At 64.2% G+C, this 25567-nt stretch carries 24 protein-coding genes; 12 read left to right on the top strand and 12 right to left on the bottom strand.

Going from position 1 to position 25567, the window contains the following annotated elements:
- Position 1 precedes the first annotated feature (1 nt).
- From eutB to RPF88_RS17125, 5 genes are all read left to right on the top strand, one after another.
- Complete coding sequence (gene eutB, locus RPF88_RS17145) at positions 2-994, top strand: hydroxyectoine utilization dehydratase EutB (RefSeq protein WP_337122688.1); 993 nt, start codon at positions 2-4, stop codon at positions 992-994.
- Entirely contained in the window at positions 991-1983 is a 993-nt protein-coding gene (gene eutC, locus RPF88_RS17140) for an ectoine utilization protein EutC (protein ID WP_064994649.1), read from the top strand. The genes eutB and eutC overlap by 4 nt, the downstream gene beginning before the upstream one ends.
- Before the next feature lie 129 nt (positions 1984-2112).
- Positions 2113-3291, top strand: coding sequence for an ectoine hydrolase DoeA (gene doeA / locus RPF88_RS17135; protein WP_063170122.1), 1179 nt, complete (start codon positions 2113-2115; stop codon positions 3289-3291).
- Positions 3292-3296: 5 nt separating this feature from the next.
- Positions 3297-4295 carry a N(2)-acetyl-L-2,4-diaminobutanoate deacetylase DoeB gene (doeB, locus tag RPF88_RS17130; protein WP_024502317.1) on the top strand — a complete coding sequence of 333 codons (999 nt, stop codon included), beginning with the start codon at positions 3297-3299 and terminating at the stop codon, positions 4293-4295.
- 471 nt (positions 4296-4766) lie between these two features.
- Positions 4767-5021: a DUF768 domain-containing protein gene (locus RPF88_RS17125; RefSeq protein ID WP_013530335.1), complete on the top strand. Its 255-nt coding sequence runs from the start codon at positions 4767-4769 to the stop codon at positions 5019-5021.
- 70 nt (positions 5022-5091) lie between these two features.
- Here RPF88_RS17125 and RPF88_RS17120 read toward each other — a convergent pair whose 3' ends face one another.
- From RPF88_RS17120 to RPF88_RS17110, 3 genes are all read right to left on the bottom strand, one after another.
- Positions 5092-6210 carry a DmpA family aminopeptidase gene (locus RPF88_RS17120; protein ID WP_063170123.1) on the bottom strand — a complete coding sequence of 373 codons (1119 nt, stop codon included), beginning with the start codon at positions 6208-6210 and terminating at the stop codon, positions 5092-5094.
- A gap of 4 nt (positions 6211-6214) precedes the next feature.
- Positions 6215-7846, bottom strand: a complete 1632-nt coding sequence (xseA, locus tag RPF88_RS17115; RefSeq protein WP_063170124.1) for an exodeoxyribonuclease VII large subunit — start codon at positions 7844-7846, stop codon at positions 6215-6217.
- Positions 7847-7929: 83 nt separating this feature from the next.
- The gene (locus tag RPF88_RS17110; protein ID WP_063170125.1) at positions 7930-8886 is read right to left on the bottom strand and encodes a LysR substrate-binding domain-containing protein; all 957 of its coding nucleotides are present in this window, start codon (positions 8884-8886) and stop codon (positions 7930-7932) included.
- 178 nt (positions 8887-9064) lie between these two features.
- Here RPF88_RS17110 and RPF88_RS17105 point away from each other — a divergent pair, with 178 nt between their 5' ends.
- Positions 9065-9355 (top strand): DUF1127 domain-containing protein, encoded by a 291-nt coding sequence (locus RPF88_RS17105; RefSeq protein WP_063170126.1) that lies wholly within the window; start codon positions 9065-9067, stop codon positions 9353-9355.
- Between the two features lie 160 nt (positions 9356-9515).
- On the opposite strand, the gene RPF88_RS17100 is transcribed toward RPF88_RS17105, so the two are convergent.
- From RPF88_RS17100 to RPF88_RS17085, 4 genes are all read right to left on the bottom strand, one after another.
- Entirely contained in the window at positions 9516-10562 is a 1047-nt protein-coding gene (locus RPF88_RS17100; protein WP_024502320.1) for a DUF937 domain-containing protein, read from the bottom strand.
- A gap of 100 nt (positions 10563-10662) precedes the next feature.
- Positions 10663-12036 carry a glutamate--cysteine ligase gene (locus tag RPF88_RS17095; RefSeq protein ID WP_063170127.1) on the bottom strand — a complete coding sequence of 458 codons (1374 nt, stop codon included), beginning with the start codon at positions 12034-12036 and terminating at the stop codon, positions 10663-10665.
- 144 nt (positions 12037-12180) lie between these two features.
- Entirely contained in the window at positions 12181-12915 is a 735-nt protein-coding gene (locus RPF88_RS17090) for a 16S rRNA (uracil(1498)-N(3))-methyltransferase (RefSeq protein WP_013530342.1), read from the bottom strand.
- A 31-nt stretch (positions 12916-12946) separates the two neighbouring features.
- Complete coding sequence (locus RPF88_RS17085) at positions 12947-13594, bottom strand: hypothetical protein (protein WP_063170128.1); 648 nt, start codon at positions 13592-13594, stop codon at positions 12947-12949.
- Positions 13595-13682: 88 nt separating this feature from the next.
- Here RPF88_RS17085 and RPF88_RS17080 point away from each other — a divergent pair, with 88 nt between their 5' ends.
- Positions 13683-14381 carry a type 1 glutamine amidotransferase gene (locus RPF88_RS17080; RefSeq protein WP_063170470.1) on the top strand — a complete coding sequence of 233 codons (699 nt, stop codon included), beginning with the start codon at positions 13683-13685 and terminating at the stop codon, positions 14379-14381.
- 293 nt (positions 14382-14674) lie between these two features.
- Positions 14675-14806, top strand: coding sequence for a hypothetical protein (locus RPF88_RS17075; protein WP_013893872.1), 132 nt, complete (start codon positions 14675-14677; stop codon positions 14804-14806).
- 38 nt (positions 14807-14844) lie between these two features.
- On the opposite strand, the gene RPF88_RS17070 is transcribed toward RPF88_RS17075, so the two are convergent.
- The 3 genes from RPF88_RS17070 to RPF88_RS17060 are packed head-to-tail and all read right to left on the bottom strand — an operon-like array spanning position 14845 to position 17614.
- Positions 14845-15618: a metallophosphoesterase gene (locus RPF88_RS17070; RefSeq protein ID WP_337122687.1), complete on the bottom strand. Its 774-nt coding sequence runs from the start codon at positions 15616-15618 to the stop codon at positions 14845-14847.
- A gap of 27 nt (positions 15619-15645) precedes the next feature.
- Positions 15646-16791, bottom strand: a complete 1146-nt coding sequence (locus tag RPF88_RS17065) for an alpha-hydroxy acid oxidase (protein ID WP_013530347.1) — start codon at positions 16789-16791, stop codon at positions 15646-15648.
- 19 nt (positions 16792-16810) lie between these two features.
- Positions 16811-17614, bottom strand: a complete 804-nt coding sequence (locus RPF88_RS17060) for an FCD domain-containing protein (RefSeq protein WP_032808722.1) — start codon at positions 17612-17614, stop codon at positions 16811-16813.
- Positions 17615-17820: 206 nt separating this feature from the next.
- Between RPF88_RS17060 and RPF88_RS17055 the strand changes: the two genes are divergently transcribed.
- The 4 genes from RPF88_RS17055 (at position 17821) to glcF (ending at position 23533) form a co-directional block, all read left to right on the top strand.
- Positions 17821-19143: a DUF3422 family protein gene (locus tag RPF88_RS17055; protein WP_013530349.1), complete on the top strand. Its 1323-nt coding sequence runs from the start codon at positions 17821-17823 to the stop codon at positions 19141-19143.
- Between the two features lie 128 nt (positions 19144-19271).
- Positions 19272-20768 carry an FAD-linked oxidase C-terminal domain-containing protein gene (locus RPF88_RS17050; protein WP_013530350.1) on the top strand — a complete coding sequence of 499 codons (1497 nt, stop codon included), beginning with the start codon at positions 19272-19274 and terminating at the stop codon, positions 20766-20768.
- Between the two features lie 223 nt (positions 20769-20991).
- Positions 20992-22197 carry an FAD-binding protein gene (locus RPF88_RS17045; protein ID WP_024502329.1) on the top strand — a complete coding sequence of 402 codons (1206 nt, stop codon included), beginning with the start codon at positions 20992-20994 and terminating at the stop codon, positions 22195-22197.
- A gap of 10 nt (positions 22198-22207) precedes the next feature.
- Positions 22208-23533 (top strand): glycolate oxidase subunit GlcF, encoded by a 1326-nt coding sequence (glcF, locus tag RPF88_RS17040; RefSeq protein WP_063170130.1) that lies wholly within the window; start codon positions 22208-22210, stop codon positions 23531-23533.
- A gap of 12 nt (positions 23534-23545) precedes the next feature.
- Here the strand turns inward: glcF and RPF88_RS17035 are convergent, their stop codons facing one another.
- Both RPF88_RS17035 and RPF88_RS17030 read right to left on the bottom strand, forming a co-directional pair.
- Positions 23546-24466, bottom strand: coding sequence for a bifunctional 5,10-methylenetetrahydrofolate dehydrogenase/5,10-methenyltetrahydrofolate cyclohydrolase (locus RPF88_RS17035; RefSeq protein WP_027160988.1), 921 nt, complete (start codon positions 24464-24466; stop codon positions 23546-23548).
- Between the two features lie 260 nt (positions 24467-24726).
- Positions 24727-25464 (bottom strand): L,D-transpeptidase, encoded by a 738-nt coding sequence (locus RPF88_RS17030; protein WP_032808011.1) that lies wholly within the window; start codon positions 25462-25464, stop codon positions 24727-24729.
- Positions 25465-25567: the final 103 nt, after the last annotated feature.

Below are 25567 nucleotides of genomic sequence, written 5' to 3'. Positions count from 1 at the left end.
CATGACACAGGTCACTCTTGAGCACATTCGCGCCGCGCGTGAGCGCATTGCCGGCAAGGTCGAGCGCACGCCGACCGTGCTGTCCCAAACTCTTTCCGAAGGGCTGGGCGTCCCCGTCCACCTCAAGCTCGAACACCGGCAGACCACCGGCAGCTTCAAGCTGCGCGGCGCCTCGAATGCCGTCGCTTCGCTCAGCACCGCGGAGAAGACGCGTGGCGTGGTCGCGGCCTCGACCGGCAACCACGGCCGCGCGCTGGCGCATGCGGCGAAGCTTGAGGGCATGCGCGCGGTGATCTGCATGTCGCGGCTGGTGCCTGAAAACAAGCTCGCCGAGATCCGCCGGCTGGGCGCGGAGGTTCGCATTATCGGCAACAGTCAGGACGATGCCCAGCAGGAGGTCGATCGGCTGGTGGCGCAAGAGGGGCTGGTTATGCTGCCGCCCTTCGACCATCCCGACATTGTCGCCGGGCAAGGCACGCTCGGGCTTGAGATGATCGAACAGGCTCCGGATGCTGCCCTCGTCCTGGTGCAGTTGTCGGGTGGCGGGCTCGCCTCAGGCGTTGCCGCGGCCATCAAAGGCGTCAGCCCCGGCACAAAGATCATCGGTGTCTCGATGGCTCGTGGCGCGGCGATGAAGGCCAGCCTCGATGCCGGCCGCCCGGTGCTGGTGGAAGAATTGCCGACGCTGGCGGATTCGCTCAGCGGCGGCATCGGCCTCGACAACCGGCTGACCTTCGCCATGTGCCGCGACCTGCTCGATGATATCGTCCTGCTTAGCGAGGACGAGATCGCCGCCGGCATCCGTCACGCCTATGCGCGCGAACGCGAAATCGTCGAGGGCGCCGGCGCGGTCGGCATCGCCGCGCTGCTCGCCGGCAAGGTCAGGTCGGACGGGCCGGTGGTCGTGCTTCTCTCCGGCCGCAACATCGATATGGACGCGCACCGCAGGATCGTCTGCGGCGAGGCGCCATCGCTCAAGGAGCACGCCGCATGAGCCGGATGACGATCCTCACCGAGCAAGAATTGCGCGCGATCGTGACACTCGATCTCGATGCAGTCGCCTGCGTCGAAAACGCCTTCCGTGCGCTTGCCACCCTGCCGGTGGCGATGCCGCCGATCCTGCGGCTCGACATTCCCGAGCATCGCGGCGAGGTCGACGTGAAGACCGCCTACGTGCCTGATATCGACGGTTTCGCCATCAAGATCAGCCCCGGCTTCTTCGACAATCCGAAGCTCGGCCTGCCCAGCGTCAACGGCATGATGGTGCTGCTGTCGTCCAAAACCGGGCTGGTCGAAGCACTGCTGCTCGACAACGGCTATCTCACGGATATCCGAACCGCTGCTGCCGGCGCCGTCGCCGCCAAACATCTGTCGCGGCAGGACTCGTCAGTTGCCGCGATCTTCGGCGCCGGCGTCCAGGCCGGGTTGCAATTGGAAGCCCTGATGCTGGTGCGGCCGATTTCCGAGGCGCGCATCTGGGCGCGCGATGTGGCAAAGGCCGAGGCAACCGCCGGAGCCCTGCGCGAAAAGCTCGGCATTCTCGTGCATGCCGAGCCCGACGCGGCAAACGCAGTTGTCGGCGCCGACATCATCGTCACCACCACGCCTTCGACCGAGCCGCTGATCAAGGCGGGTTTCGTTTCCGCCGGCCAGCACATCACGGCGATGGGCTCCGACGCCGAGCACAAGAACGAGATCGCGCCGGCAATCCTGCGCATGGCCGATCTCTATGTCGCCGACAGCGCCCGTCAGACGCGGCGGCTGGGTGAGCTGCATCACGCCATCGCGGCGGGCGTGATGGCCGCTGAGGAAGAGGTGACCGAACTTGGCCAGATCATCGCCGGTAAACGGCATGGTCGGCGCTCGGCCAGCGACATCACCATCGCCGATCTGACCGGCACCGGCGTTCAGGATACGGCGATAGCTACGTTCGCCCGCGATCGGGCGCGGGTGGCCGGTTCCGGGGCCATTTTCGAAAGCTGATGCTGGCCAAGGCGTGATCCGGAAAAATGGGAACCGGTTTTCCGAAAGATCACGCCCAAACAAGAACGACGGGCCGGTTTCAACGAAGTTGAAACAGGCTCAAGGCCCAACAAACGAGGACCAAGAACAATGCAACCGAACCTGAGATTCTCGCGCGGCGAATATGCGGATCGCCTCGCCAAGACACGCAAAGCCATGGAGGTGAAGGGCGTCGATCTTCTTGTTATCAGCGACCCGTCCAACATGGCCTGGCTGACCGGCTATGACGGCTGGTCGTTCTACGTGCATCAGGCGGTTATCGTGCCGCCATCGGGCGAGCCGGTCTGGTACGGCCGTGGCCAGGACGCCAACGGTGCCAAGCGCACTGCCTATCTCGCGCATGACAACATCGTCGGCTATGCCGATCACTATGTGCAGTCGACCGAGCGCCACCCGATGGATTTTTTGGCCAGCGTGCTTGCGGATCGCGGCTGGGGCAAGCTGACAGTCGGCGTTGAGATGGACAATTACTGGTTCTCGGCCGCCGCCTTCGCATCGCTGCAGAAGCATTTGCCCAATGCCCGCTTTGTCGATGCCACCGCGCTGGTCAACTGGCAGCGCGCGGTGAAGAGCTCGACCGAGATCGACTATATGCGCAAGGCGGCTCGCATCGTCGAGGCGATGCACCAGCGCATCTTCGACAAGATCGAGGTCGGCATGCGCAAATGCGATCTCGTTGCCGAAATCTATGATGCCGGCACGCGCGGCGTCGACGGCATCGGCGGCGACTATCCGGCGATCGTGCCGCTGCTGCCGTCGGGTGCCGATGCCTCGGCGCCGCATCTGACTTGGGACGACAGACCGATGAAGCGGGACGAGGGCACCTTCTTCGAGATCGCCGGCTGCTACAACCGCTATCACTGCCCGCTGTCGCGCACCGTCTTCCTCGGCAAGCCGACGCAGGAATTCCTCGATGCCGAGAAGGCGACGCTGGAAGGCATGGAAGCGGGGCTGGCCGCGGCCAAACCCGGCAACGCCTGTGAGGACATCGCCAACGCCTTCTTCGCCGTGCTGAAGAAGTATGGCATCGTCAAGGACAACCGCACCGGCTATTCGATCGGACTGTCCTATCCGCCGGACTGGGGCGAGCGCACGATGAGCTTGCGTCCCGGCGACCGCACCGAACTCAAGCCCGGCATGACCTTCCATTTCATGACCGGCCTGTGGCTGGAAACGATGGGACTGGAGATCACCGAGTCCATCCTGATCACCGAAACCGGTGTGGAGTGCCTGGCCAATGTGCCGCGTAAGCTGGTGGTGAAGGATTGAGCCCGATGTCGAATCTACGCTCATCACCGGTCGCGCCGACCGTCGATTTCGACCGCGACGGCGTCCAGCACGGCTTCCTGCGCTTGCCCTACAGCCGCGACGATTCCGCGTGGGGCTCGGTGATGATCCCGATCTGCGTCATCCGCAACGGCAACGGACCGGCAGCTCTGCTGTCCGGCGCCAACCATGGCGACGAATATGAGGGGCCGCTGGCCCTCTACGATCTCGCCAGGACCCTCGATCCCAGGCAAGTCAGCGGCACGGTGATCATCGTGCCGGCAATGAACTATCCGGCCTTCCGCGCCGGCACGCGCACCTCGCCGATCGACAAGGGCAACATGAACCGCAGCTTTCCCGGCCGGCCGGACGGAACGGTGACCGAAAAGATCGCCGATTACTTTCAACGTGAGCTGCTGCCTCGCGCCGACATCGTGTTCGACTTCCACTCCGGCGGCAAGACGCTGGACTTCGTGCCGTTCTGCGCGGCGCACACTTTGCCCGACAAGGCGCTGGAACAGAAAGCCTTTGACGCGGTCGCGGCCTTTGCCGCTCCGTTCTCGATGCGCATGATCGAGATCGACGCCGTTGGCATGTACGACACGGCAGCCGAGGAGATGGGCAAGGTCTTCGTCAGCACCGAACTTGGCGGCGGCGGCACGTCGCGCGCGCAAACCGTGCGGATCGCGAGGCGCGGCATTCTCAACGTGCTGCGTCATGCCGGCATTGTAGATGGTGCGGTCGAGAAGACTCGAACCCAGTGGCTCGACATGCCGTCGGGCGATTGTTTCTCGTTCGCCGAAGACGACGGCATGATCGAAACCATGGTCGATCTCGGTGAGCCCGTCAAAGAAGGCTCGGTGCTGGCGCGCATTCATTCCACCGGCCGCACCGGCGTCGCTCCGCAGGAGATCCGGGCAAAAATGTCGGGCATGCTTGCGGCCCGGCATTTCCCCGGGCTGGTTAAGGCCGGCGACTGCGCGGCGGTGGTGGCTGTGCACGTCTGAGCGGCTCCGCCGGGGCCTGCTCCACCCGGTTCGGGTCCATCGTCACTTGTTCTGCGTCCGTCGCGGAGCCCTTCGGCGCGGCGGAAAGAAGCAGGATAGCGGGCGGAGTCGACATTGCAGGAGGATGTCACTATATAGCGGCGGCTTCGACCCGCGCGCCCGAGGGCAGCACCTCGAAGCAACTGTGAATGTGTAGTGTTTTGCGCCATCTATTGTGACGGAAATCGGCTCGGAAACCGGAAAAAAGCAAATAGAAACAGTGGCGCAGCGCTGGGTGTGACCCAGCCAACGGTACCGACCCCTCCAGAATCAGAAAATGCCCTTGACCCCTCGATTTCCTATGGCTCTGTGGACCTTGGACGGCATTGGCTTGCCGGCTGACCGCGACTCGGCTGGAATGGGGACATGCATCCTTTGCGGGATGTCGACGTTTATGATTACCAACCGGCTTTGCCGCCAGGGAACAGCAGTATGAGCGAACACGCCATCGAATTCTTGCGGGGATGGATCGGCGAAAAGGTCCATTGCCAATCCTCCCAGGCAAGGATCGACAAGCAGGCCGAAACCTTGGCCAAGGAGTGCGCCGCCGAGGCGGCCGAGGTCGGCATTCCGCTGGAGGATATCCAGGAAGAAGTCGGCGATATCCAGGAACTTATCGCATCCCGGCTTGAGGAAGCGGCCGAGGCCGAAGAAAGCCAGCAGGCCCCCAGAAAAGCCGCGGAATGATCAAAGCCGCCGAATGATCGCATAGCGGCGACATTGTTGCAGCGCGGGCTTCTGGCCCGCGTTTTTGTCTTCAGCCAAAGGTCTCCTTCAGCCACGTCTTCGGCAGCGCCGGCACGAAATTCCCGTCCCGTCCGGTCATATCGTCATTGGCAACCAGCGCGTTGAGGATTGCTTCCTCTACGGTCTGGATCACCGCATCGAAAAACGGATCGATGTCGGTATCGGGAATAAAATCGGCACTGGCGATGCGGCCGGATGGCGCCCGCGCGGCGCTCGCATTGGCGGTCGAGAAGGCGATGAAAATGTCGCCTGAACTGTGATACCCGAAGCCTCCGGTCATGGCGACGCCAAGCGGCACCCGTCGGGCCAGCCGCTTCATCTGATGCGGCAGGAACGGTGCGTCGGTGGCGATGACGGCGATGATCGAACCCTTTTCGGCGCGCGGTGTGCCTTCGCGGACAGCCGGTTCGACGAGTTGCGGCCCGGCGCGCAGGCCGCGAATGGTTATATTGCGCCGTTTGCCAAAATTGGACTGCACGAAGGCGCCGACCGTATAGGCACGGCCGTGCCATTCGACGATGCGCGATGCCGTGCCGGAGCCGGCCTTGAAGCCGAAGGTGATCATGCCGGTGCCGCCGCCGACGCTGCCTTCCTCGATCGGTCCGCCGGCGGCACCGTCGAGGGCCTGCGCAACATGCTCCGACGTCAAATGGTGGCCGTTGATGTCGTTGAGGAAGCCGTCATAGGTCTCCGCCGCCACCGGCAGTCCCCAGCCGCTGTCGAGCGCCGCCGGCAGCACGCTTTGCATCCAGCGCAGCGTGCCGTCGCGGGAAACACCGCAGGAATGCGTGTTGGTGATGGTGATCGGGAAGTTGAAAGCGCCGGTTTCCTCGACGATGTGCGAGCCGGTCAGTTCGCCGTTTCCGTTCTGGCTGAAGATCCCGGCGAAGACCGGGTTGGCGAGGTCGGCAAGCGGCCTGGGCAGGATCGCGGTCACGCCGGTGCGCACCGGTCCCTTGCCGACGACAAGCGCGCCATCGCCCGAGATCAGCGTCGCATAGCCGACCGCGACGCCGGGCACATCGGTGATCGCGTTGAACGGTCCAGGCCGTCCGTCGAAGCCGATGCCGAAATTTCGCGCGCGCGGTTTGCCTGAGGGCGTTGCCAGATGATGCGGATTGTCGGTCATGGTGTCAGAATAGGGATCCCTGATTGCCAGGCTCTTTGGCCTTGGCCGCCGGCTTGGCCACGGCTTTCGGTTTTGCCGTGCCGCTGATTGCCACCGCATCGGCGGTCCCGTCGGCGAACTCGAGCGAAAGCGCCATTCCCGACGCCACGTCGGCAGCCTGCTTGACGACGGTGCCATCCGCATCTCTCACCAGCGCAAAGCCGCGGGCCAGGACGGCCTTGTGCGACAGCGACGCCATCAACCTGTCGGCCTGGACGATGCGGCCGCGCAGGCGCTCCAGCCTGAGCACCACTGCTTGCGTGCCGCGTCTTGTCAAAGCTGTCAGCAAATCCCTCTGCACGCGTTGCCGCCGTGCCGTCGGCTCGATCGTGATGCGGCCTTGCAGCATGGCCAGTTGCTGCTTGTGCCGCTGCAGCGATGCCCTGGCACATTTTGGCAATTGATCCGCCGCCCGGTTAAGCTCCGCACGCCGGGCTCTTGCCATCGCACGCAGTGCCCCTTGTGCTCGCAAAAGATTGCGTTCGTTGGTGCGCCGGGCCTCTGCAATGCGCTGCGACAGCATTGCCGGTGTCAGTTTCACGGCAAAAAACCTTGCACGCTTGCGTTCGGTGGAGACCAACAGGCCCCGGCCCAGCCTGGATGTCGCCTCATCGAGGCGCCGGCGCGGCAGCGCCAGCAATTGATCGGGCGAGGGCAGAGCCCGGGCGGCGGCACGGGCGGCCTGCCGCTTGCGCTCGAAATTGCGCAGCACCGCCGCTTTCAGCCGCGCACCGAGGCTGGCAAGCGTTGCTTCGAGGTCGGCCTTCACCGGCACGGCGATTTCGGCCGCGCCTGTCGGTGTCGGCGCTCGCACGTCGGCAACGAGGTCGATCAGCGTCCAATCGGTCTCGTGGCCGACAGCCGAGATCACCGGAATGCCGGAAGCGGCAACCGCGCGGGCGAGCGCCTCGTCGTTGAACCCCCAGAGGTCTTCGAGGCTGCCGCCGCCACGCGCAACGATCAACAGATCGGGCCGCTGGATGGCGCCATCCCATGCCAGCGCGTTGAAGCCGTTGACCGCGGCAGTCACTTCCGCGCCTGACGTCTCGCCTTGCACGCGCACCGGCCAGACCAGGACATGCAGCGGAAAGCGGTCCTTGATGCGGTGGATGATGTCGCGGATGACGGACCCTGTCGGCGAGGTGACGACGCCGATGACGCACGGCATGAACGGCAGCAGCCGCTTGCGACCGGTGTCGAACAGCCCCTCGGCCTGCAGCCGCCGCTTGCGCTCCTCCAGCAGCGCCATCAGGGCGCCGGCGCCAGCCGGCTCCAGATTGTCGATGACGATCTGGTAGTTGGATTTGCCGGGATAGGTGGTGAGCTTGCCGGTGGCGATCACCTCCATGCCCTCTTCGGGACGGAACTTCAGCCGGCTCATCGTGCCTTTCCACACCACGGCGTCGAGCCGCGCGCGGTCGTCCTTCAGCGCGAAATAGGCATGACCTGAGGAATGCGGCCCGCGATAGCCTGATATCTCGCCACGCACCCGCACATTGCCGAAAACGTCCTCGACCGTGCGCTTCAGCGCGCCGGAAATCTCGCTCACCGTATATTCGGCGGCGTTGGTGCGTGATTCGGATGCTACTTCGCTCATCCGTCGATTGGGGAACGGTTGGGCGCCCGCGTCAAGGCGGTTGCGTCGGGCCAGCCGTTCATAACCCGCACACCTGGCCCTGCCTACCAGCCGGGCAGGATCTGGTTCGGCTTGGTTCGCCGCAGCTTGGTGAAGGCGAGCGCTGCGAAATCGAACGTTCCGGGGTCTTCGCCGACCGGCACCGAGATGTTGTCCAGGCTTTCCGAAATATGGCGGGCGAGCGCATCGACGATCTCCGGCCGCGACGTCTGGCCGCGCATGATGCCGATGCGGCAATCGGGCAGGGCGCCGAAGCCGTCGGCTTCGCCCAGCACCCGCATACCGGGTCTGAGCGCGCATTCCGGCAGCACCGAGATTGCCAGCCCGGAAAGCACCGCGGCGGTGATGACGGTGGCCGAGAAACTGGTGAACAGGATACGATAGTCGCGGTTCTGCTGGTCGAGCACATCGACGGCGGCGCGCCGCCAGATGCAGTTCGGCCGGCCGAAGGCCATCGGCAGCGTTTCCTGCTCATGCGTGGCATGATTGGCCGAGGTGACCCACAGCAGCGGTTCGCGCCGCACCACCTCCGACTGGCCGCGTACGTCGTTGTGCGTCACCAGCGCGAGGTCGAGATTGCCGCGCTTGATATGCTCGACCAGCCCCGGCGTCGGCTCGCAGATGACGGTGAGTTCGACGCGCGGATTGGAGCGGGTGAACCGTGCCATGATCTCGGGCAGGAAACGATCGGCGTAGTCGTCGGGCGTGCCGATGCGGATCGTGCCTTCGAGCCGCCGGTCGTCGAAGGCCGCCAGGGTCTCGCGGTTGAGATAGAGCAGCCGCCGCGCATAGGAGAGCAGCTTGTCGCCTTCCTCGGTCAGCCTGTTGGTGCGTCCGTCCTTTTCGAACAGCGGCTTGCCCAGCCGCTCCTCCAGCCGGCGCATCTGCATCGACACCGCCGACTGGGTCCGGTGCACCTCTTCGGCTGCTCGCGTGAAGCTGCCGGTGTCGGCAATCGAGATGAAGGTCTGCAACTGATCGAGATCGAGCGGCGATTTCATCGATATGATCCATCACTGGTGTTGATGGTAAAGATTAGAAACATTCGTTGGATTAATCAATCGGCCGATGGCAAATTGGCATTGTCCACATGAAGGCATGTGAATCGAAGCCGGAACGGCCGCTGTCGCCAGCGCCGATCGCAAGGCTTTGCCCGTTCGAGTCTGAAGGAGACCGACAATGACCACGTTCGATTTCGCCACCGAGACCCCGCGCATCACCTCGCGTCCGGCCGTTGCGACGCGCGTGGCCAACACCGTCTCCAACATCTACCGCGCCTGGAAAAACCGCCGCGCCTTTTATCGCCTTGGCGAGATGTCGGACGCCGAACTCGCCGATATCGGCCTGACGCGCGCCGACCTGCATGTCGCTATCGACGTGCCGTTTGGCCGCGACCCGACGGCGATGCTGCGCGAGATCGCCAGTGATCGCATCGAAACGATCGAGGATTTCGCTCGCAAGGTGGCCTGATCGGTTGCTTGTTGTTTAGGTTGCCGTGAACCTTTTCAGGGTTCGACGCGACTGACGAGTATGCAGGCTCCCACTCCCTGCCGGATCCCCCCGGCCCGCCTGCACTCTGCCCGGTCCTCCCAGGACCGGGCTTTTCTCTTTCTACCTCAGCGAAGACCGCCTACCGCCGGTCCATGTCCCGCTTAAACTGGTCGAAGATTGTCTCCACGCCCTTCTGGTAGTCATCACGCTGCTGGGCGCCGGTTTCGAACATCTTGCCGAACAGGTCGTCGAACGGGTTTTTCGGCCGGCCGCTCGGATTGGCCTGTGGCTGCGGTGCCTGACGTTGCGGGGGCGCTTGAGGCTGTTGCGGCGCCGGCTGTCCGCCGGGGATGCCGCCTAAGCCACCGCCACCTTGCCGCAGCATCTCCTCGAAGATTTTCCCCAGCGGATTGTCTCCGTAGGGGCTTTGCGTCTGCTGGGGCTGCGGCTGCGCCCGCCCCTGCGGCTGCGGCTGAGGCGCGCCACCGCCGAACATGTCCTGCAGCACCTTGCCGAGCGGATTGTCGCCGTAGGGATTGGGTGCCGGCTGCGTCTGGCTTTGCGGCTGTGGCTGAGCCGCGCCGCCGCCGAACATGTCCTGCAACACCTTGCCGAGCGGGTTGTCCATCGGGTTCTGGGGCGGCGGCGCCTGGCGCGGCTGCGGCGCCGGGGCCTGCATGCCGCCGCCTTGCCGCATCATCTGCTCGATGATCTCGCCGAGCGGATTGTTGCCGCCGCCGCCAAAACCGCCGGCGGCCTGCATCTGGTTTGCCGTCTGCTTGAACAGCCCGCCCATGACCATCGAGGCGATCGCCGGCAGCATCTGCTGCAGGATCTGCTGATTGACGCCGCTGGCTTGCGCCGCCTGGCTGGCCACGGCGCGAGACAAATCCTTCGAACCGAACAGGTGCCCGAGAATGCCGTTGCCCTCATCGACGCCTTGCGGCGAGAAGGCCCGGGTTGCGTCCTCGAAATACTTGGCGTGCTGGCCGCTGGCCATCGCCGTCATGAAGGCGCCGAGCCCATAGGGGTCGGCGGTGTTGCGTTGCAGCCCCTGCGAAAAGGCCGGCAGCAATGCGGCAACCGCCGCTTGCGTCTGCTGCATTGAAAGCCCGTATTGCTGGGCAAGGGCCTGCATGCCATTGCCGTTCTGGGCCTGCGTCAGCATGTCGAACAAGGTGGGCATCGGCGTCTCCTCCGGAAATCCTCGCCGAAGAAGCCTAGTTTGTTTCCACTTCCGATTGAAGCGACTTTTGCCGGCCGGTCAGCTTTGCCAAATCCGAGGGTTAATAGGCGTATTCCATGAAAACCGGCTCGATCGAGCCGCCCCAGCGCGTGTGGTAGGCCGACAGCATCTCCTCGGCGCTGGTGGTGCCCCGCGCCACCACTTCGTCCAACGTGTTGAGGAAGGAGGTCTCGTCGTAGCCGTCGCGGTTCTTCTTGCCACGGTTCTTCAGTCCCATGCGGGAAATGACCATCACGTCACGCGCGATCTCGCGCAGCGTGGTGTTGCGGAAGGGTGCGGAGATGCCTTGTTCCGGCACGGCATTGCGCATCGCCAGCGTTTCTTCATACGTCCAGCTCGAGGTCAGCGCCTCGGCGGCATCGAGTGCGGCCTCATCATAAAGCAATCCGACCCAGAAGGCCGGCAGCGCGCAAATGCGCCGCCATGGCCCGCCATCGGCGCCGCGCATCTCGAGGAAGCGCTTCAGCCGCACATCCGGGAACAGCGTTGACAGATGGTTCGCCCAGTCGCCCATTGTCGGCAGCCCGTCCGGCACTTCATTGCGCGCGGCCCCGGCCATGAACTGGCGGAAGGTGATGTGGGTCATGTCGTGATAGCGACCGTCGCGGATGACGAAATACATCGGCACGTCGAGCGCCCATTCGACATAGTCGGCGAAACCGAAATCGGGCGAGAAGCAGAATTCGAGCAGGCCCGAGCGCTGGTTGTCGGTGTCACGCCAAATGTCGCCGCGCCAGCTCTGCAAGCCGTTCGGGTGGCTTTCGGTGAAAGGCGAATTGGCGAACAAGGCCGTCGACAGCGGCTGCAGCTTCAACGACACCTGCATCTTGCGGCGCATGTCGGCCTCGCTCTCGAAGTCGAGATTCACCTGGATCGTGCAGGTGCGGTACATCATGTCGAGGCCCTTGGTGCCGACCTTGGGCATGTAGCGCGTCATGATCTCGTAGCGCGATTTCGGCATTTTCGGCGTCTCGGCAAGCGACCATTTCGGGCTGCCGCCGAGGCCGAGGAAGCGGATGCCCATCGGCTCGGCGATCTCGCGCACCTGCGCCAGATGGGCGTTGCCCTCGCGGCAGGTCTGGTGGATCGTCTCCAGCGGTGCGCCGGAAAGCTCGAACTGGCCGCCGGGTTCCAGCGAAATCGCACCCTGGCCGGTCGGTTCGACCAGGCCGATGATGCGGCCGTCATCGACGATCGGGTCCCAGCCGAGCTTTTCCTGCATGCCTTCGAGGATGGCGCGGATGCCGCGCTCGCCGCCATAGGGGACCGGTGCATTGCCGTCGACATAGAAGGGGAATTTCTCGTGCTCGGTGCCGATGCGCCATTTGTCGCGCGGCTTGTTGCCTTCGGCCAGGTGCTCGACGAGTTCGTCGACACCTTCGATCGGGCGGAAATCGGTCGTATCGCGCGCCATGATGGTACCCTCAGAGGCGGCCGGATGACCGCCGGCGGTAAATGGACGAAATGTCAGCAGACGATCAAGCGAAAAATCCTGAGCCACAGGTCAACAGGAATTGAACGTTGCTGGAACTCTGCGTCCCTTGCAAGGGATGACGTCTCACCAGTCTCCGACCGTTGCCTGCATCACCGCGAATGCGGCCACCGCCGCCGTATCGGCGCGCAGGATACGCGGGCCGAGCGGAATGGCGGTGACGAAGGGCAGGGCGCGCAGCATCTTGCGCTCGTCGTCGGAAAAGCCACCCTCCGGCCCGACCAGCAGCCCAAGCTTCTTTTCCTTGACCGCCTGCAGCGCGGCCAGCGGATTGTTGGTCGAAGCATCCTCGTCGCAGAAGATCAGCCGTCGCTCTGTGTCCCAGCCGGTCAACAGGCGGTCGAATTTTTCGGCTTCGCGCACCTGAGGCACCGCCAGGATGCCGCATTGCTCGGCGGCTTCGACGACATTGGCGCGCAGGCGATCGATCGACGGCTTGGCCACTTGCGTGTGCTGGGTAATGACCGGCTGCAGGATGCCGGCGCCCATCTCGACCGCCTTCTGCACGAGATAATCGAGCCGGCCCTGCTTCAGCGGCGCAAAGCAGTAGACGAGATCGGGCAGAGGCGGCTGCGGCCGCTGCAGCGCCGACACCTTCAGCCGCACCGCCCTTTTCGTCTTCGCCGATATGGCCGCCGACCACTCGCCGTCGCGGCCATTGAACACCAGGATTTCGGCGCCTTCGCCAAGCCGCAGCACATGCAGGAGATAGTGGCTCTGCTGTTGGCCGGCCTCGAATTCGATGTCCGGCGCGAGATCGTCGGTCACGAACAGACGTTGCATTTTGTAATTGGCGCGCATCGCCGAGGAATGAGCGAGCCGGCCGCCGGCGTCAAGCCTCGGCGGTCGGATGCCACACCGGCCGAAAGCCGTGCCGCAGCACGCAGAGCGTCGTGGCCGGCGTCAGTAGCGAGAGTGTCTTGCTTTTGAGCATGTCGAAATCGTTGGGGTGCTCATATCCCGCAAAGGACCAGCGCAGTGCCTTGCCGCTACGCAGGGCATAAACAGTGCCGCCATCCGCAACCACGACGCCGTCCGGCAGGCCGGCAAGGTCTTCAACCGCAATCACCGGCGGCTTGCCGCCTGACGCCAGCCGCTCCTTGTGCAGCCGCTTGTCGACCATCGGCGCGCGCGGTTCGGCGATGCCGAAGGCTTCGCCGAAGCGGCCGACGAAATCCCTGGCCCGTTCGCGCTGGCAAAAGAAGCAGGGGCGATGCCCGGCCGCCAGTGCGGTCACCTCGTCGAGGAAGAACAGCTCGGTCCAGCCCGCTTTACCGCCCTTCCTGTTGCGGCCCATCGGTTCGCGCCGCACATTTCGGAATTGGCAGACGCAGATGATCCAGGCTTGAAGCGCCCAGCGCTTTTTCTTGAGCGTCTTCGTCTCGGGGTCGTGGATGATGCCGCGATTGCCGGTGAACATGCCGCGATCGGGCACGGCATGGATGGCGCCGAACGGATCGACCCGGTTCTGCAGTGGCATAGTTTTCTCTCCGGACACGCATCTTGGCTGCAATGCGAGCGGCATGATATCGCTCGTCGCAGCTTTTTCATGTCAGCAGGGTTTTGCGATGCGGGTGCTGGTGGTCCAGAACTACGACAATACCGGCCTCGGCCAGGTCGGCGCAGCACTTGCGGAAGCGGGCGCCGATCTCGACCTGCGTCTCCCTTACAGGGGCGATCCCCTGCCGGATGACGCGGCCGGGCATGATGCCATGGTGGTGCTCGGCGGGGGCCAGAATGCGCTGGCCGACGATGAGTATCCCTATTTCCCGGCACTGCTCGAACTGACCCGCGACTTTGCCGACAAGGATCGCGCCGTGCTCGGCATCTGCCTGGGCAGCCAGCTCGTCGCTCGTGCCTTTGGTGGCGAGAACCGTATCGGCGGCGCCAATGAGTTCGGTTGGCACGGCGTGTCGCTGACGCCTGACGCCAAGGCCGATCCGGTTCTGGGCGCTCTACCGGCAAAGTTCCCGATCTTCCAATGGCACGACGACACCTTCGTGTTGCCCGAAAACGCCGTACGGCTTGCCGGCAACGAGGTCGCCGAGAACCAGGCGTTTCGCGTCGGCCGAGCCGTGTACGGTTTCCAGTTTCATTTCGAGGCCGACCGGCCGATGGTCAAGGACTGGAGCGCGTCCTTTGCCCCGACCATCGCTGCGCGCCATCCCGACTGGGCCGGCAAGCTCGATGGCGAAATGGCCCGCAACGGGCCCGATGCGGATGCCGCTGGCCTCGCCATTGCCCGGGCCTGGGTAGCGACCATCTGAGCGTTGGTCTCTCCGTACCCTCCAGCGTGACATAATTGGCACGCGGCGGTGAAACCGCCTGGGGAAAACGGTTTCATTCTTGGCTTGTGTCCGCCCGCCATCCTAGAAGGCGCGCGCTCTGCATCTTCTGTGCAACGGCTATGAACCTTTTGTGTGACCCGCGCGACACACCGTTGATACAGAACATGCCTAGAAGCGCAAAATCGTCGAAACTTTGAAGCGAATTCTCCGTTTCAACGCATTGGTAACCGCCTGGTGCACAGATGCAGAAAGCTCAACAAGAGATGACCTCCGTGAAAGCAGCGCTTCTGTCCTTTGCCATGTTGTCCGCCATCGTGCTGTGCGGTCTCGGCATCTATGCCGCCGACGCAGCCAACAACCACAACGCCGTCGACGGTTACGGCGTCACCGCCTCGCTGCGCTAAAGCGGGAAGCGTCTTTCGCGTCCTCCGACGCGCGGCGCTCAAGCTTCCTTAATCGTCATTGTCAGGATGCGTTTGTCCGCGCCGTCGATGACGAGCGCGCTCAGCATGCCTGATTGCCAGGCAAGCGTGTCGACATTGACGCGGTTTGCCATCACTTCCGCCTCCGGCACCGGCGTGTGGCCGTGCACCACGATCTTCGGATAGAGGTCGGGGTGGTTGTGGAAGACGTCGCGGATCCAGATCAGATCCTGCGGGTTTTGCTTCTCCAGAGGAATGCCCGGCCTGATGCCGGCATGGCAGAAGAAGAAGTCCCCGAAAGTCACGGAAAACGGCAGCGATCGCAGGAAGTCGATGTGGCTTTGCGGCACGGCCTCGACCAGTGCCTGATGTCCTCTGCGCACGGCCGATTCGGCCTTGCCGAACCACACGCTTGTGCCTTCACCGATCGTTACGCCGTAAGACTGTGCCGTCTGGATGCCGCCGAACCGGATGAAAAGCCCTTCCGGGTCAGGGGTCTTGAGAAAATCGAGAAAGCCGATGTCGTGGTTGCCGGCCAGCATCAGGTGACGAGGGTCTCGCTCTTGCGCTTCGATCAGGAAATCGATGACGCCCTTCGAGTCCGGCCCGCGGTCGACATAGTCGCCAAGATGGATGACGCGCCAGTCGGCAGGCGCCTCCTGCTCGATCTCGGCCCTGATGCGCAGATGCATGGCGGCCAGCAGGTCGAGCCGGCCGTGGACGTCGCCGATCGCATAGAGACGGATGCCGTCCGGCCCATGCGCGTCGAGAAAATGGATGCCGGATTCTGCCAACTTTTCGGTGTCTCCGTGGTCAGGCGGTCACGGGACCTGGCGCCGGAGCTGGTCCTTGCCCATGTCGGTGACAAGACGCTTTCCGCACAGCGCCAGCGTGATGTCCATCTCCTTGCGGATGATTTCCAACGCCTTGGTAACCCCTTCCTTGCCAAGCGCCCCCAGGCCGTAAAGAAACGGCCGGCCGATATAGGTTCCCTTGGCACCGAGGCAAAGCGCCTTCAGGACATCCTGGCCGGAGCGGATGCCGCCATCCATATGCACTTCGATCGTGTCGCCGACCGCGTCGGCAATCTCTTCCAGCACGCCGATCGACGACGACGCACCATCGAGCTGGCGCCCGCCATGGTTGGAAACGATGATCGCGTCGGCGCCGGTCTTGGCCGCCATCAGCGCGTCCTCCTTGTCGAGAATGCCCTTGAGGATCAGCTTGCCGCCCCAGCGCTCCTTGATCCAGGCGACGTCCTTCCACGACAGATGCAGGTCGAACTGCTCCGTCGTCCACGATGCCAGCGAGGCCATGTTGCCGACGCCCTTGGCGTGGCCGACAATGTTGCGGAAGGTCCGCCGCTTGGTGCCGGCCATGGCGGCGCACCAGCGCGGGCGGATGGCCATGTCGACGATGTTGGTCAGCGTCAGCTTGGGTGGCGCCGAAAGCCCGTTGCGGATGTCCTTGTGACGCTGACCGAGAATCTGCAGGTCGAGCGTCAGCACGAGCGCCGAGCATTTCGCCGCCTTTGCCCTGTCGATCAGGTTGAGCACGAAATCCTTGTCACGCAGCACATAGAGCTGAAACCAGAACGGCTTCGTGGTAACCGAGGCGACATCCTCGATCGAGCAGATGCTCATCGTCGACAAGGTAAACGGCACGCCGAATTCCTCCGCCGCCTGCGCCGCCAGCATCTCGCCATTGGCGTGCTGCATGCCGGTCATGCCGGTTGGCGCCAATGCCACCGGCATAGACACTTTTTCGCCGATCATCGTCGATGCCAGCGAACGGTTGTCCATGTCGACGAGGACGCGCTGGCGGAACTTGATCTTCTGGAAATCCTCCTCGTTGGCCCGATACGTGCTTTCGGTCCACGAACCGGAATCGGCATAGTCGAAGAACATCTTCGGCACACGCCGGCGTGCGAGGTCCTTGAGGTCGGCGATGGTCAGGATCTGGCTCATGGGCTTCCCGTTTCGATAGCTAGGAGCGTTTGCGTGCTGGTTCTGTATCGGTGGCGTCAACGCGCTGTTTCAACCTCAGCCGCGAGACGCGCTGCCAGTCGCCGCTGCGCTCGGCCTCCGCCATCGACCGTTCGACATAGGTGATGTGGTCCATCGCCGCCTGGCGGGCGGTGGCCGGGTCGCCGGCCTTCACCGCCGCATGGATCGCCCGGTGCTGCGCGAGCAGGGCGTCGCGCGCGCCGGGTACGGTGAACACCAGCAGCCGGTTCTGGAACACGCCCTCCGACAGCAGCCGATAACAGGAGCGCAGCGTGTGCAAAAGGATGATGTTGTGTGCGCATTCGCAGATCGCGTGGTGGAACTCGACGTCGATCTCGGCCTCGTCGTCGAAGTCGCCGGTCCGGTGCGCATCGTCCATGCGTGCCATGATCTTGTCGAGCAGCGCCATGTCGTCTGGGGTGGCGCGCCGTGCCGCATATTCAGCCGCAACCCCTTCGATCTCGCGGCGGTATTCCAGATAGTCGGTCACTGCCTTGCGGTGCATCGAGATCAGGTCCGTCACCGGTTTGGTGAAGAGCTGGCCGATGACATCGGCGACATGCGTGCCGCCGCCGGGCCTTGTCGTCAAAAGGCCGCGTCCTTCCAGTGCCTTCAGGGCGTCACGCAGGATCGGCCGCGATACGTCGAACTGGCGTGCAAGCTCGCGCTCGCCCGGCAGCCGGTCGCCGGTGCGCAGCACGCCTTCGAGGATGAGGCTCTCGATCTGCTGCACCACCTCGTCGGCGGTGCGCGAATGCTCGATCCTGGAAAAAATGTCGCTCAACAGAATGCCTGGAAGGTGAACCGGTGCCGCAGAATAGAGCCTGCCTCGCCAACTGGTCAAATTATTTATCCAATTGACAAAAAGCAGGCCGATTTCCCGCCCGATCCCGTGATCTTCGGCTAACTTTGCCGTTTGCGTCGTCAGGCCATTGGCACTAGAGGGACGCGAGTGCAAGCGGGTTCAAGGAAACCCCCGGGGAACAAGCCGTGTCAGACGACCCGTCCGATCTCGAATTCCAGCCGCGCGCCAAGGGCAGCGTCATGGGCTTTCCCGCGCATGAGGGCCGGCCCGGCGCACTCGGCGAGGTTCATGCCCGGCCGCATCCGCTGATCGAAAAGCCACGCGTCCTGATGCAACTCGCCTTCATGACGGAGGGCGGCTCCGGCGTCGACCACGCGGTGCTTTCCGAACTGTCGCGGCGCCTCGGCATCGCCGCGCCCGACCGCCAGGCCCGCCACCATGCCATGAAATGGGGCAAGGGCTCGCTGCGCTGGGAGCGGCACACCGAATTCTCGACCTATTTGTGGGAAGGGCCGCTTTCCGAAAGCGGCAGGACGCAGGAGGACTCACCCTTCGGCAACGGGTTTTCCCCGCCGGGAACCTGCATCTCCGGCATCAGGCTCGAAATCCGCAAATGGACGCAAGCAAGCGAGCAACTGATAGCCGGTTTCGATCCGACCAGCCTGTGCTACTCGCTGGTCGAGCGCGGAAACGCCGCCATCGTCACCGATTTTCGCCAGGATGGCGATGGCCTGACGCGCATGCTGCTGCTCGATCGCGGCTTGACCCCGGCGCGCACCGGCGCGTTGTCACAGCGGCTTATCGACATCGAGACCTATCGGACGCTGGCCATGCTCGGCCTGCCGCTGGCGTTGACCTTGTCCGGCCGCGCCCGCCGCATCGAAGACCGGCTGGCGCAGACCACGCTGGAAATGAAGGTCGCCGGGACACGGGACAGCCAGACCTTGCTGGCCGATCTGACCGAACTTGCGGCGGAGCTGGAGGCGGACGCGGCGTCGAGCCTTTACCGTTTCGGCGCCAGCCGCGCCTATGACGGCATCGTCGGCGAACGGCTGGACGCACTCGAGGAAGAGGCTGTGCCCGGCTATGACACATGGCGCGGGTTCCTGCAGCGCCGTGTGGCGCCCGCAATGCGCACCTGCCGCTCGGTCGAGGAGCGGCAGGAAAATCTATCGCGAAAACTGACCCGCGCCACGACGCTGCTGCGCACCTGGGTCGATGTCGAGGTCGAGAAGCAGAACCGCGACCTGCTTGCCTCGATGAACAACCGGGCCCGCCTGCAATTGCGCCTGCAGCAGACCGTCGAGGGGCTCTCGGTCGCCGCCGTCTCCTATTATGTGGTCGGCCTTGTCGGCTATGTCGCCAAGGGCGCCTCGATCTTCGGCCATGCCTTCGCGCCGGAGATCATTACCGCTGCTTCGGTGCCTGTCGCCATCCTGCTGGTCTGGTGGGGCGTGCGCCGCGTGCGCCGGATGCACTCCGAACCCGGCAAGCCGCCCGGCGAATAGCAGCGGCAGATTGCCGCTGCGTAAGCCTGTCTCCGCCTTGAAGTTGGATTCGACGCCATTACAGGATTTGCACCCAACGCGCTTCACTGGTAAAAGATTTTGACCAGTCAAGCGAAATGAGGCTGCTGATGTCCGGCCTGGCCATGCCGAAACCAGACGATGCCACGATGCGCCGGCGCGACGAGATCGTCGCCGACATGCGCATCATCGTGCCGGGTGAGGGCGTCGTCGACGCCGCCAATTCCATGCGCGCCTTCGAGAGCGACGGCTTGACCGCCTATCGGCAGCTGCCGCTGGTCGTCGTGCTGCCGCAAACGGTGGCGCAGGTTTCGCGCGTGCTGAAATACTGCAACGACCGCAACATCCGCGTCGTGCCGCGCGGCTCCGGCACCTCGCTGTCGGGCGGGGCGCTGCCGCTCGAGGACGCGGTGCTGCTGGTCATGAGCCGTTTCAACCGTATCCTCGGGATCGATTTTCCCAATCGCGTCGTCGTTGCCCAGCCGGGCGTCACCAATCTCGGCATCACCACCGCCGTCGAGCAGGAGGGCTTTTACTACGCCCCCGATCCATCCTCCCAGATCGCCTGCTCGATCGGCGGCAATGTCGCGGAGAATTCCGGCGGCGTGCACTGCCTGAAATACGGCCTCACAGCCAACAATGTGCTCGGCATCGAGATGGTGCTGATGAATGGCGAGGTGGTGCGGCTGGGCGGCAGTCACCTCGATGCGGAAGGCTACGACCTGCTCGGCGTCATGACCGGGTCCGAAGGGCTGCTCGGCGTCGTCACCGAGGTCACCGTGCGCATCCTGAAGAAGCCGGAGACGGCACGTGCACTGCTGATCGGCTTCCCGACCAGCGAGCAGGGCGGCCAGTGCGTTGCCGACATCATCGGCGCCGGCATCATCCCGGGCGGCATGGAGATGATGGACCGGCCGGCGATCCATGCGGCGGAAGATTTCGTTCATGCCGGCTATCCCCTCGATGTCGAGGCGCTGCTGATCGTCGAGCTCGACGGGCCGGGCGTCGAGGTCGATCATCTGATCGGGCTGGTCGAGGCGATCGCCTACAAGAACGGCTCGACCACCTGCCGCATTTCGCAGTCCGAACAGGAACGGCTGAGCTTCTGGGCCGGCCGCAAGGCGGCGTTTCCGGCCGTCGGCCGCATCTCGCCCGACTACTACTGCATGGACGGCACCATCCCGCGCAAGGAGCTGCCGCGCGTGCTCGCCGGCATGCGCGAGCTGTCGGAAAAATACGGTCTCGGCGTCGCCAATGTCTTTCATGCCGGTGACGGCAATCTGCATCCGCTGATCCTCTACGACGCCAACGTACCGGGCGAACTCGACAAGGCCGAAAGTTTCGGCGCCGATATATTGCGGCTCTGCGTCAAGGTCGGCGGCGTCTTGACCGGCGAACACGGTGTGGGCGTGGAAAAACGCGACCTGATGCCGGAAATGTTCACCCAGATCGATCTCGACCAGCAGATGCGCGTCAAATGTGCCTTCGATCCCAACCATCTGCTCAACCCGGGAAAAGTATTTCCGCAGCTGCGGCGATGCGCCGAGCTTGGGCGGATGCATGTGCACCGCGGGCAGGTGGCGTTTCCGGACATTCCGAGGTTTTGAGGGTGATGACGGCGCGTGAACACCCCCCTCTGTCCTGCCGGACATCTCCCCCTCAAGGGGGGAGATTGGCAGCTTGCGCGCCTCGCCCTTCCGTCATCATTGAAGATTGGCGAAGCCATATGCGACATCTGATCTCCCCCCTTGAGGGGGAGATGTCCGGCAGGACAGAGGGGGGCGCCAGGGAACTCGGCATATCCGAACTCGCATCTGGCGCGGTCTCTTCATGACCACCTTCACCCCGACCACCCCATCCGAAGTCCTCTCCACCATAGCCTGGGCCGTGGCGGAAGAGGCGCCGCTCGAACTCCTTGGCCATGGCTCCAAGCGTGGCATCGGCCGGCCGCTGCAAACCGAACACACGCTCGACCTGTCGAAATTATCTGACGTCACGCTCTATGAACCGGCTGAACTGGTGCTGTCGGCCAAGGCAGGCACACCGTTGGCCGAGATCGAAAAACTGCTGGCGGAAAACGGCCAGCAGCTCGCTTTCGAGCCGATGGATTACGGCCCGCTGCTTGGTGGCGAACCGGGCAAAGGTACGATCGGCGGTGTGCTCGGCGCTAACCTCTCCGGTCCGCGCCGGCTCAAGGCGGGGGCCGCGCGCGACCATGTCCTGGGCATCAATGTGGTGTCCGGTCGTGGCGAGGCCTTCAAGTCGGGCGGTCGCGTGGTCAAGAACGTCACCGGCTATGACATGTCGAAGCTGATGGCCAACAGCTGGGGCACGCTGGCCGTCTTCACCGACGTCACCTTCAAGGTGCTGCCGGCAGCCGAGACCGAAGTCACGCTCGCCATCCGTAGCCTGCTCGACGATGCCGCGGCCGCCGCCATGGCCCTGGCGCTTGGCTCGAGTGCTGAAGTGTCGAGTGCCGCCCACCTGCCGGAGCGGATCGCCGCGCGCGTCGCCAGCGGCAGTCTCGGCAGCGAGGCTGCCACGCTGCTGCGCGTCGAGGGTTTCGGCCCGTCGGTCGCCTACCGCATCGCCGCGCTGAAAACGCTGCTCGGCAATGCCGGCCCGCTGGAGGAGATTGGCGGCGAGGTTTCACGGCTGATCTGGCGCGACGTTCGCGATTGCAGGCCTTTCGCCGACGGCAGCGAGAAGCCGGTCTGGCGCATCTCGATGACGCCTTCTCAGAGCCACCAGATGGTCCTGACGCTGCGCATGCAGGCCGCCGTCAGCGCCTTTTATGACTGGCAGGGCGGACTGGTTTGGCTGCGCATGGAACAGGGCGATCCGGAAGCCGCTCTGCTGCGCGGGCTGTTGAGGAAACATGGCGGCGGCCATGCGACGCTGGTGCGCGCCGCACCCTCGCATCGCGCCGCTCTACCGGTGTTCGAGCCGCAGCCGCCCGCTCTTGCTGCACTATCGGTCCGCCTGAAACAGGAATTCGACCCCAAGAATATCTTCAATCCCGGCCGCATGGCCTAGGACATCAGCGATGCAGACCAATTTTTCGCTTGCCCAGCTTGCCGATCCGCATGTCGCGGAATCGGAAAAGATCCTGCGCAAATGCGTGCATTGCGGCTTCTGCACCGCGACGTGCCCGACCTATGTGACACTCGGCAACGAGCTCGATTCACCGCGCGGGCGCATCTACCTGATCAAGGACATGCTGGAAAAAGGCCGTCCGGCCGACAAGCAGATCGTCACCCATATCGATCGCTGCCTGTCGTGCCTTGCCTGCATGAGCACCTGCCCGTCGGGCGTCAACTACATGCATCTGGTCGACCATGCCCGCGCCCATATCCAGGAGACCTACAAGCGGCCACTGCTCGACCGCCTGACCCGCGCCATGCTGGCCTTCGTACTGCCCTATCCCCAGCGCTTTCGCGCCGCGCTCAAGCTGGCGAAGCTGGGCAAGCCGTTCATAGGCTTGTTCGACAAGGTTCCGGCGCTGAAGCCGCTCAGTGCGATGCTCAAGCTTGCGCCGGCGTCGATCCCGGCAGCTTCGCCGATAGGCTCGCCGGGCATCCATGTCGGGCAGGGGACCAAAAGAGGTCGTGTCGCCATCCTCACCGGCTGCGCGCAATCGGTGCTCGATCCCGCCATCAACGAGGCGACGATTTCGCTGCTGACGCGGCTCGGCGTCGAGGTCTTGGTGCCGCCGGGCGAAGGCTGTTGTGGTGCGCTGGTCCATCATATGGGGCGCGAACAGGCCGCGCTTGCCTCGGCGAGGCAGAATGTCGACGCCTGGACACGCGCCCTCGACCAGGGCGGGCTCGATGCCATCGTCATCACCGCCTCGGGCTGCGGCACGACGATCAAGGACTACGGTTTCATGCTGCGGCTCGACCCGGCCTATGCCGACAAGGCCGCACGCGTCTCGGCACTGGCCAAGGACGTTACCGAATATCTCTCGACCCTCGACCTGCCCGAACCGGTTCGCAAGCCGGGCACTGTCGTTGCCTATCACTCGGCCTGCTCGATGCAGCACGGCCAGAAGATCACCCGCCAGCCGAAAGAACTGCTGGCCAAGGCCGGCTTCATCGTGCGCGAGCCGCGCGAAGGGCATCTCTGCTGCGGCTCTGCCGGCACCTACAACATCCTGCAGCCCGAGATCTCGGCCAAACTGCGCGACCGCAAGGTGAAAAACATCGAGGCGACGGGGGCCTCGATCGTCGCCACCGGCAACATAGGCTGCATCACGCAAATCGCTTCCGCCGCGAAGATGCCGGTGGTGCACACGATAAAGCTGCTCGACTGGGCCTATGGTGGGCCGAAGCCGGAAGGTGTTCTGGAAGAAAGCCTGATCGCTGCGGAATAGGTCGCCCTGTCCTTACTCCGCCGCAAGCCTGTCGGCCGTACCGTAGGTCGCCTCATAAAGCGCGCGCTGGCGGCTGAGCGCGACCATGGTGTTGCGCAGCAGGATGGCGACCGTGATCGGGCCGACGCCGCCCGGCACCGGGGTGATCCAGGAGGCGACCTCGCGCACGCTTTCAGTGTCGACGTCGCCGACGATGCGGCTGGAGCCGTCGGGGGCGATTTCGGAATTGATGCCGATGTCGATGACGGCAGCGCCCGGCTTGACCATGTCGGCCTTGATCAGCCGCGGCTTGCCGACGGCAACGAACAGCGCATCGGCGCGCCTTGCATGGGCGGCGACCGATCGCGTCATGTGGTGGCAGACCGTCACCGTCGCGCCTTCGCTCATCAACAGGAAGGCGATCGGCTTGCCGACGATTTCCGAATGGCCGACGATGACGACTTCCAGTCCCTTGAGGTCGAGGCCGGTCTCCTTCAGCAGCTCGACCGAGGCGGCCGCCGTGCAAGGCGCGAGATCGAGCTGGTTGTAGACGATGTTGCCGATCGAGGCCGGATGCATGCCTTCGACATCCTTCAGCGGATGCACCGCCGCTTGCAGCGTCTTGATGGGGATATGCGCTGGCACGGGCCGCTGGATGATGATGCCGGTAACGCGCGGATCGGCATTCAGGCCGTGGATCGCAGCTTCCAACTCGCCTGCTGTGATGGTGGCGGGAAAGCGCCGTTCCTCGAAATCGATGCCGGCGAGCTCAGCCTTGGCGCGCTGGTTGCGCACATAGACGTCCACCGCATCGGTGTCGCCGACGGTGATCGAGATCAGCTTGGGCGGAAAACCCTCGGCTTTGGCGATCGCTGCGTCCTCGGCAACGGCGGCGATGATGCGCTGGGCGACCGGGCCGCCCTTGAGATAACGGCTGTCTTCGGACAGAGGCATGGGTGAACTCTTTTGTGGAACTTGCCACCGAGATAGCAAAAGAATGCGGCAAAGGGCAGCATGAAAGCGAACCGCTATGCCCGTTGCGCGACGCGTGGGTGGCCTTTTGCCCTCGATTTCTGCTCAAAACGGAAAGGGCAGCGCGGTCTCCCGTGCTGCCCTTCCTGACCGGCCGCATCCCCATACGGCCCGTCCCCCGTATCCCTAAACTGGCCTCGAAACGCGGACTGCTTTGCCGGCCAGGTGATTCGCAAGGACTATTATATCACCTCGACCGTGGTTCCGACATTGACCCGCTCATAGAGATCGACGACGTCCTCGTTGCGCATGCGGATGCAGCCCGACGACACCGCGCCGCCGATCGTCCACGGCTGGTTGGTGCCATGGATGCGGTATTCGGTGGTGCCGAGGTAGAGCGCACGGGCACCAAGCGGGTTCTCCATGCCGCCGGCAAGATAGGTCGGCAAATAGCGGCCCTTGGCGGCTTCGCGCTTGATCATCTGCGCCGGCGGGCGCCAGTCCGGCCACTCGCGCTTGTTGGTGATCTTGTGCGTACCCGACCATTCGAAGCCCGGCTTGCCGGTGCCGACGCCATAGCGCCTTGCCTTGCCGTTCTTCTCGACCAGGAAGAGGAAATTCTGCGTGGTGTCGATGACGATCGTGCCCGGCTTCTGGCCTCCGTCATAGTCGACTTCCTGCGGCAGGTAGATCGGGTTGATCTGGGGACGCGCGACCATGCGCTTGGCCGGCGGCTGCACCGCCGCCGTCTGCACCCGGTCGGGCTGCGCCGGGCGCAGGCGTCGCTGCTGCTGCACCACCTGCCGGTTCTGGCGCACGATGCCGGGCGCATGGCCAAGCTGCAGCACCCAGGGTGCGGAAAGGTCGGGGCTCACCATCACCGGCGGCCTGTCGGCATAGCGGTCGCCGGCGGTTGAGGGTGTGACGCCGGCGGCAAACACAGCCACGGCGCCGAGCACGGGAAACAACACTGTCTTCATCGTAACGCACCTTGATCGTCTGATACAAACGGGTGGAAACGTCCTCCCGGTTCGGCGATCATTGGCGCGCAAGCAGCAACCGAAACATGAATCGGAATGCGTA

Source organism: Mesorhizobium sp. ISC11, from assembly GCF_037162595.1.
Taxonomy (GTDB): Bacteria; Pseudomonadota; Alphaproteobacteria; order Rhizobiales; family Rhizobiaceae; genus Mesorhizobium; species Mesorhizobium ciceri.
This window is presented reverse-complemented; position numbering and strand designations above follow the sequence as displayed.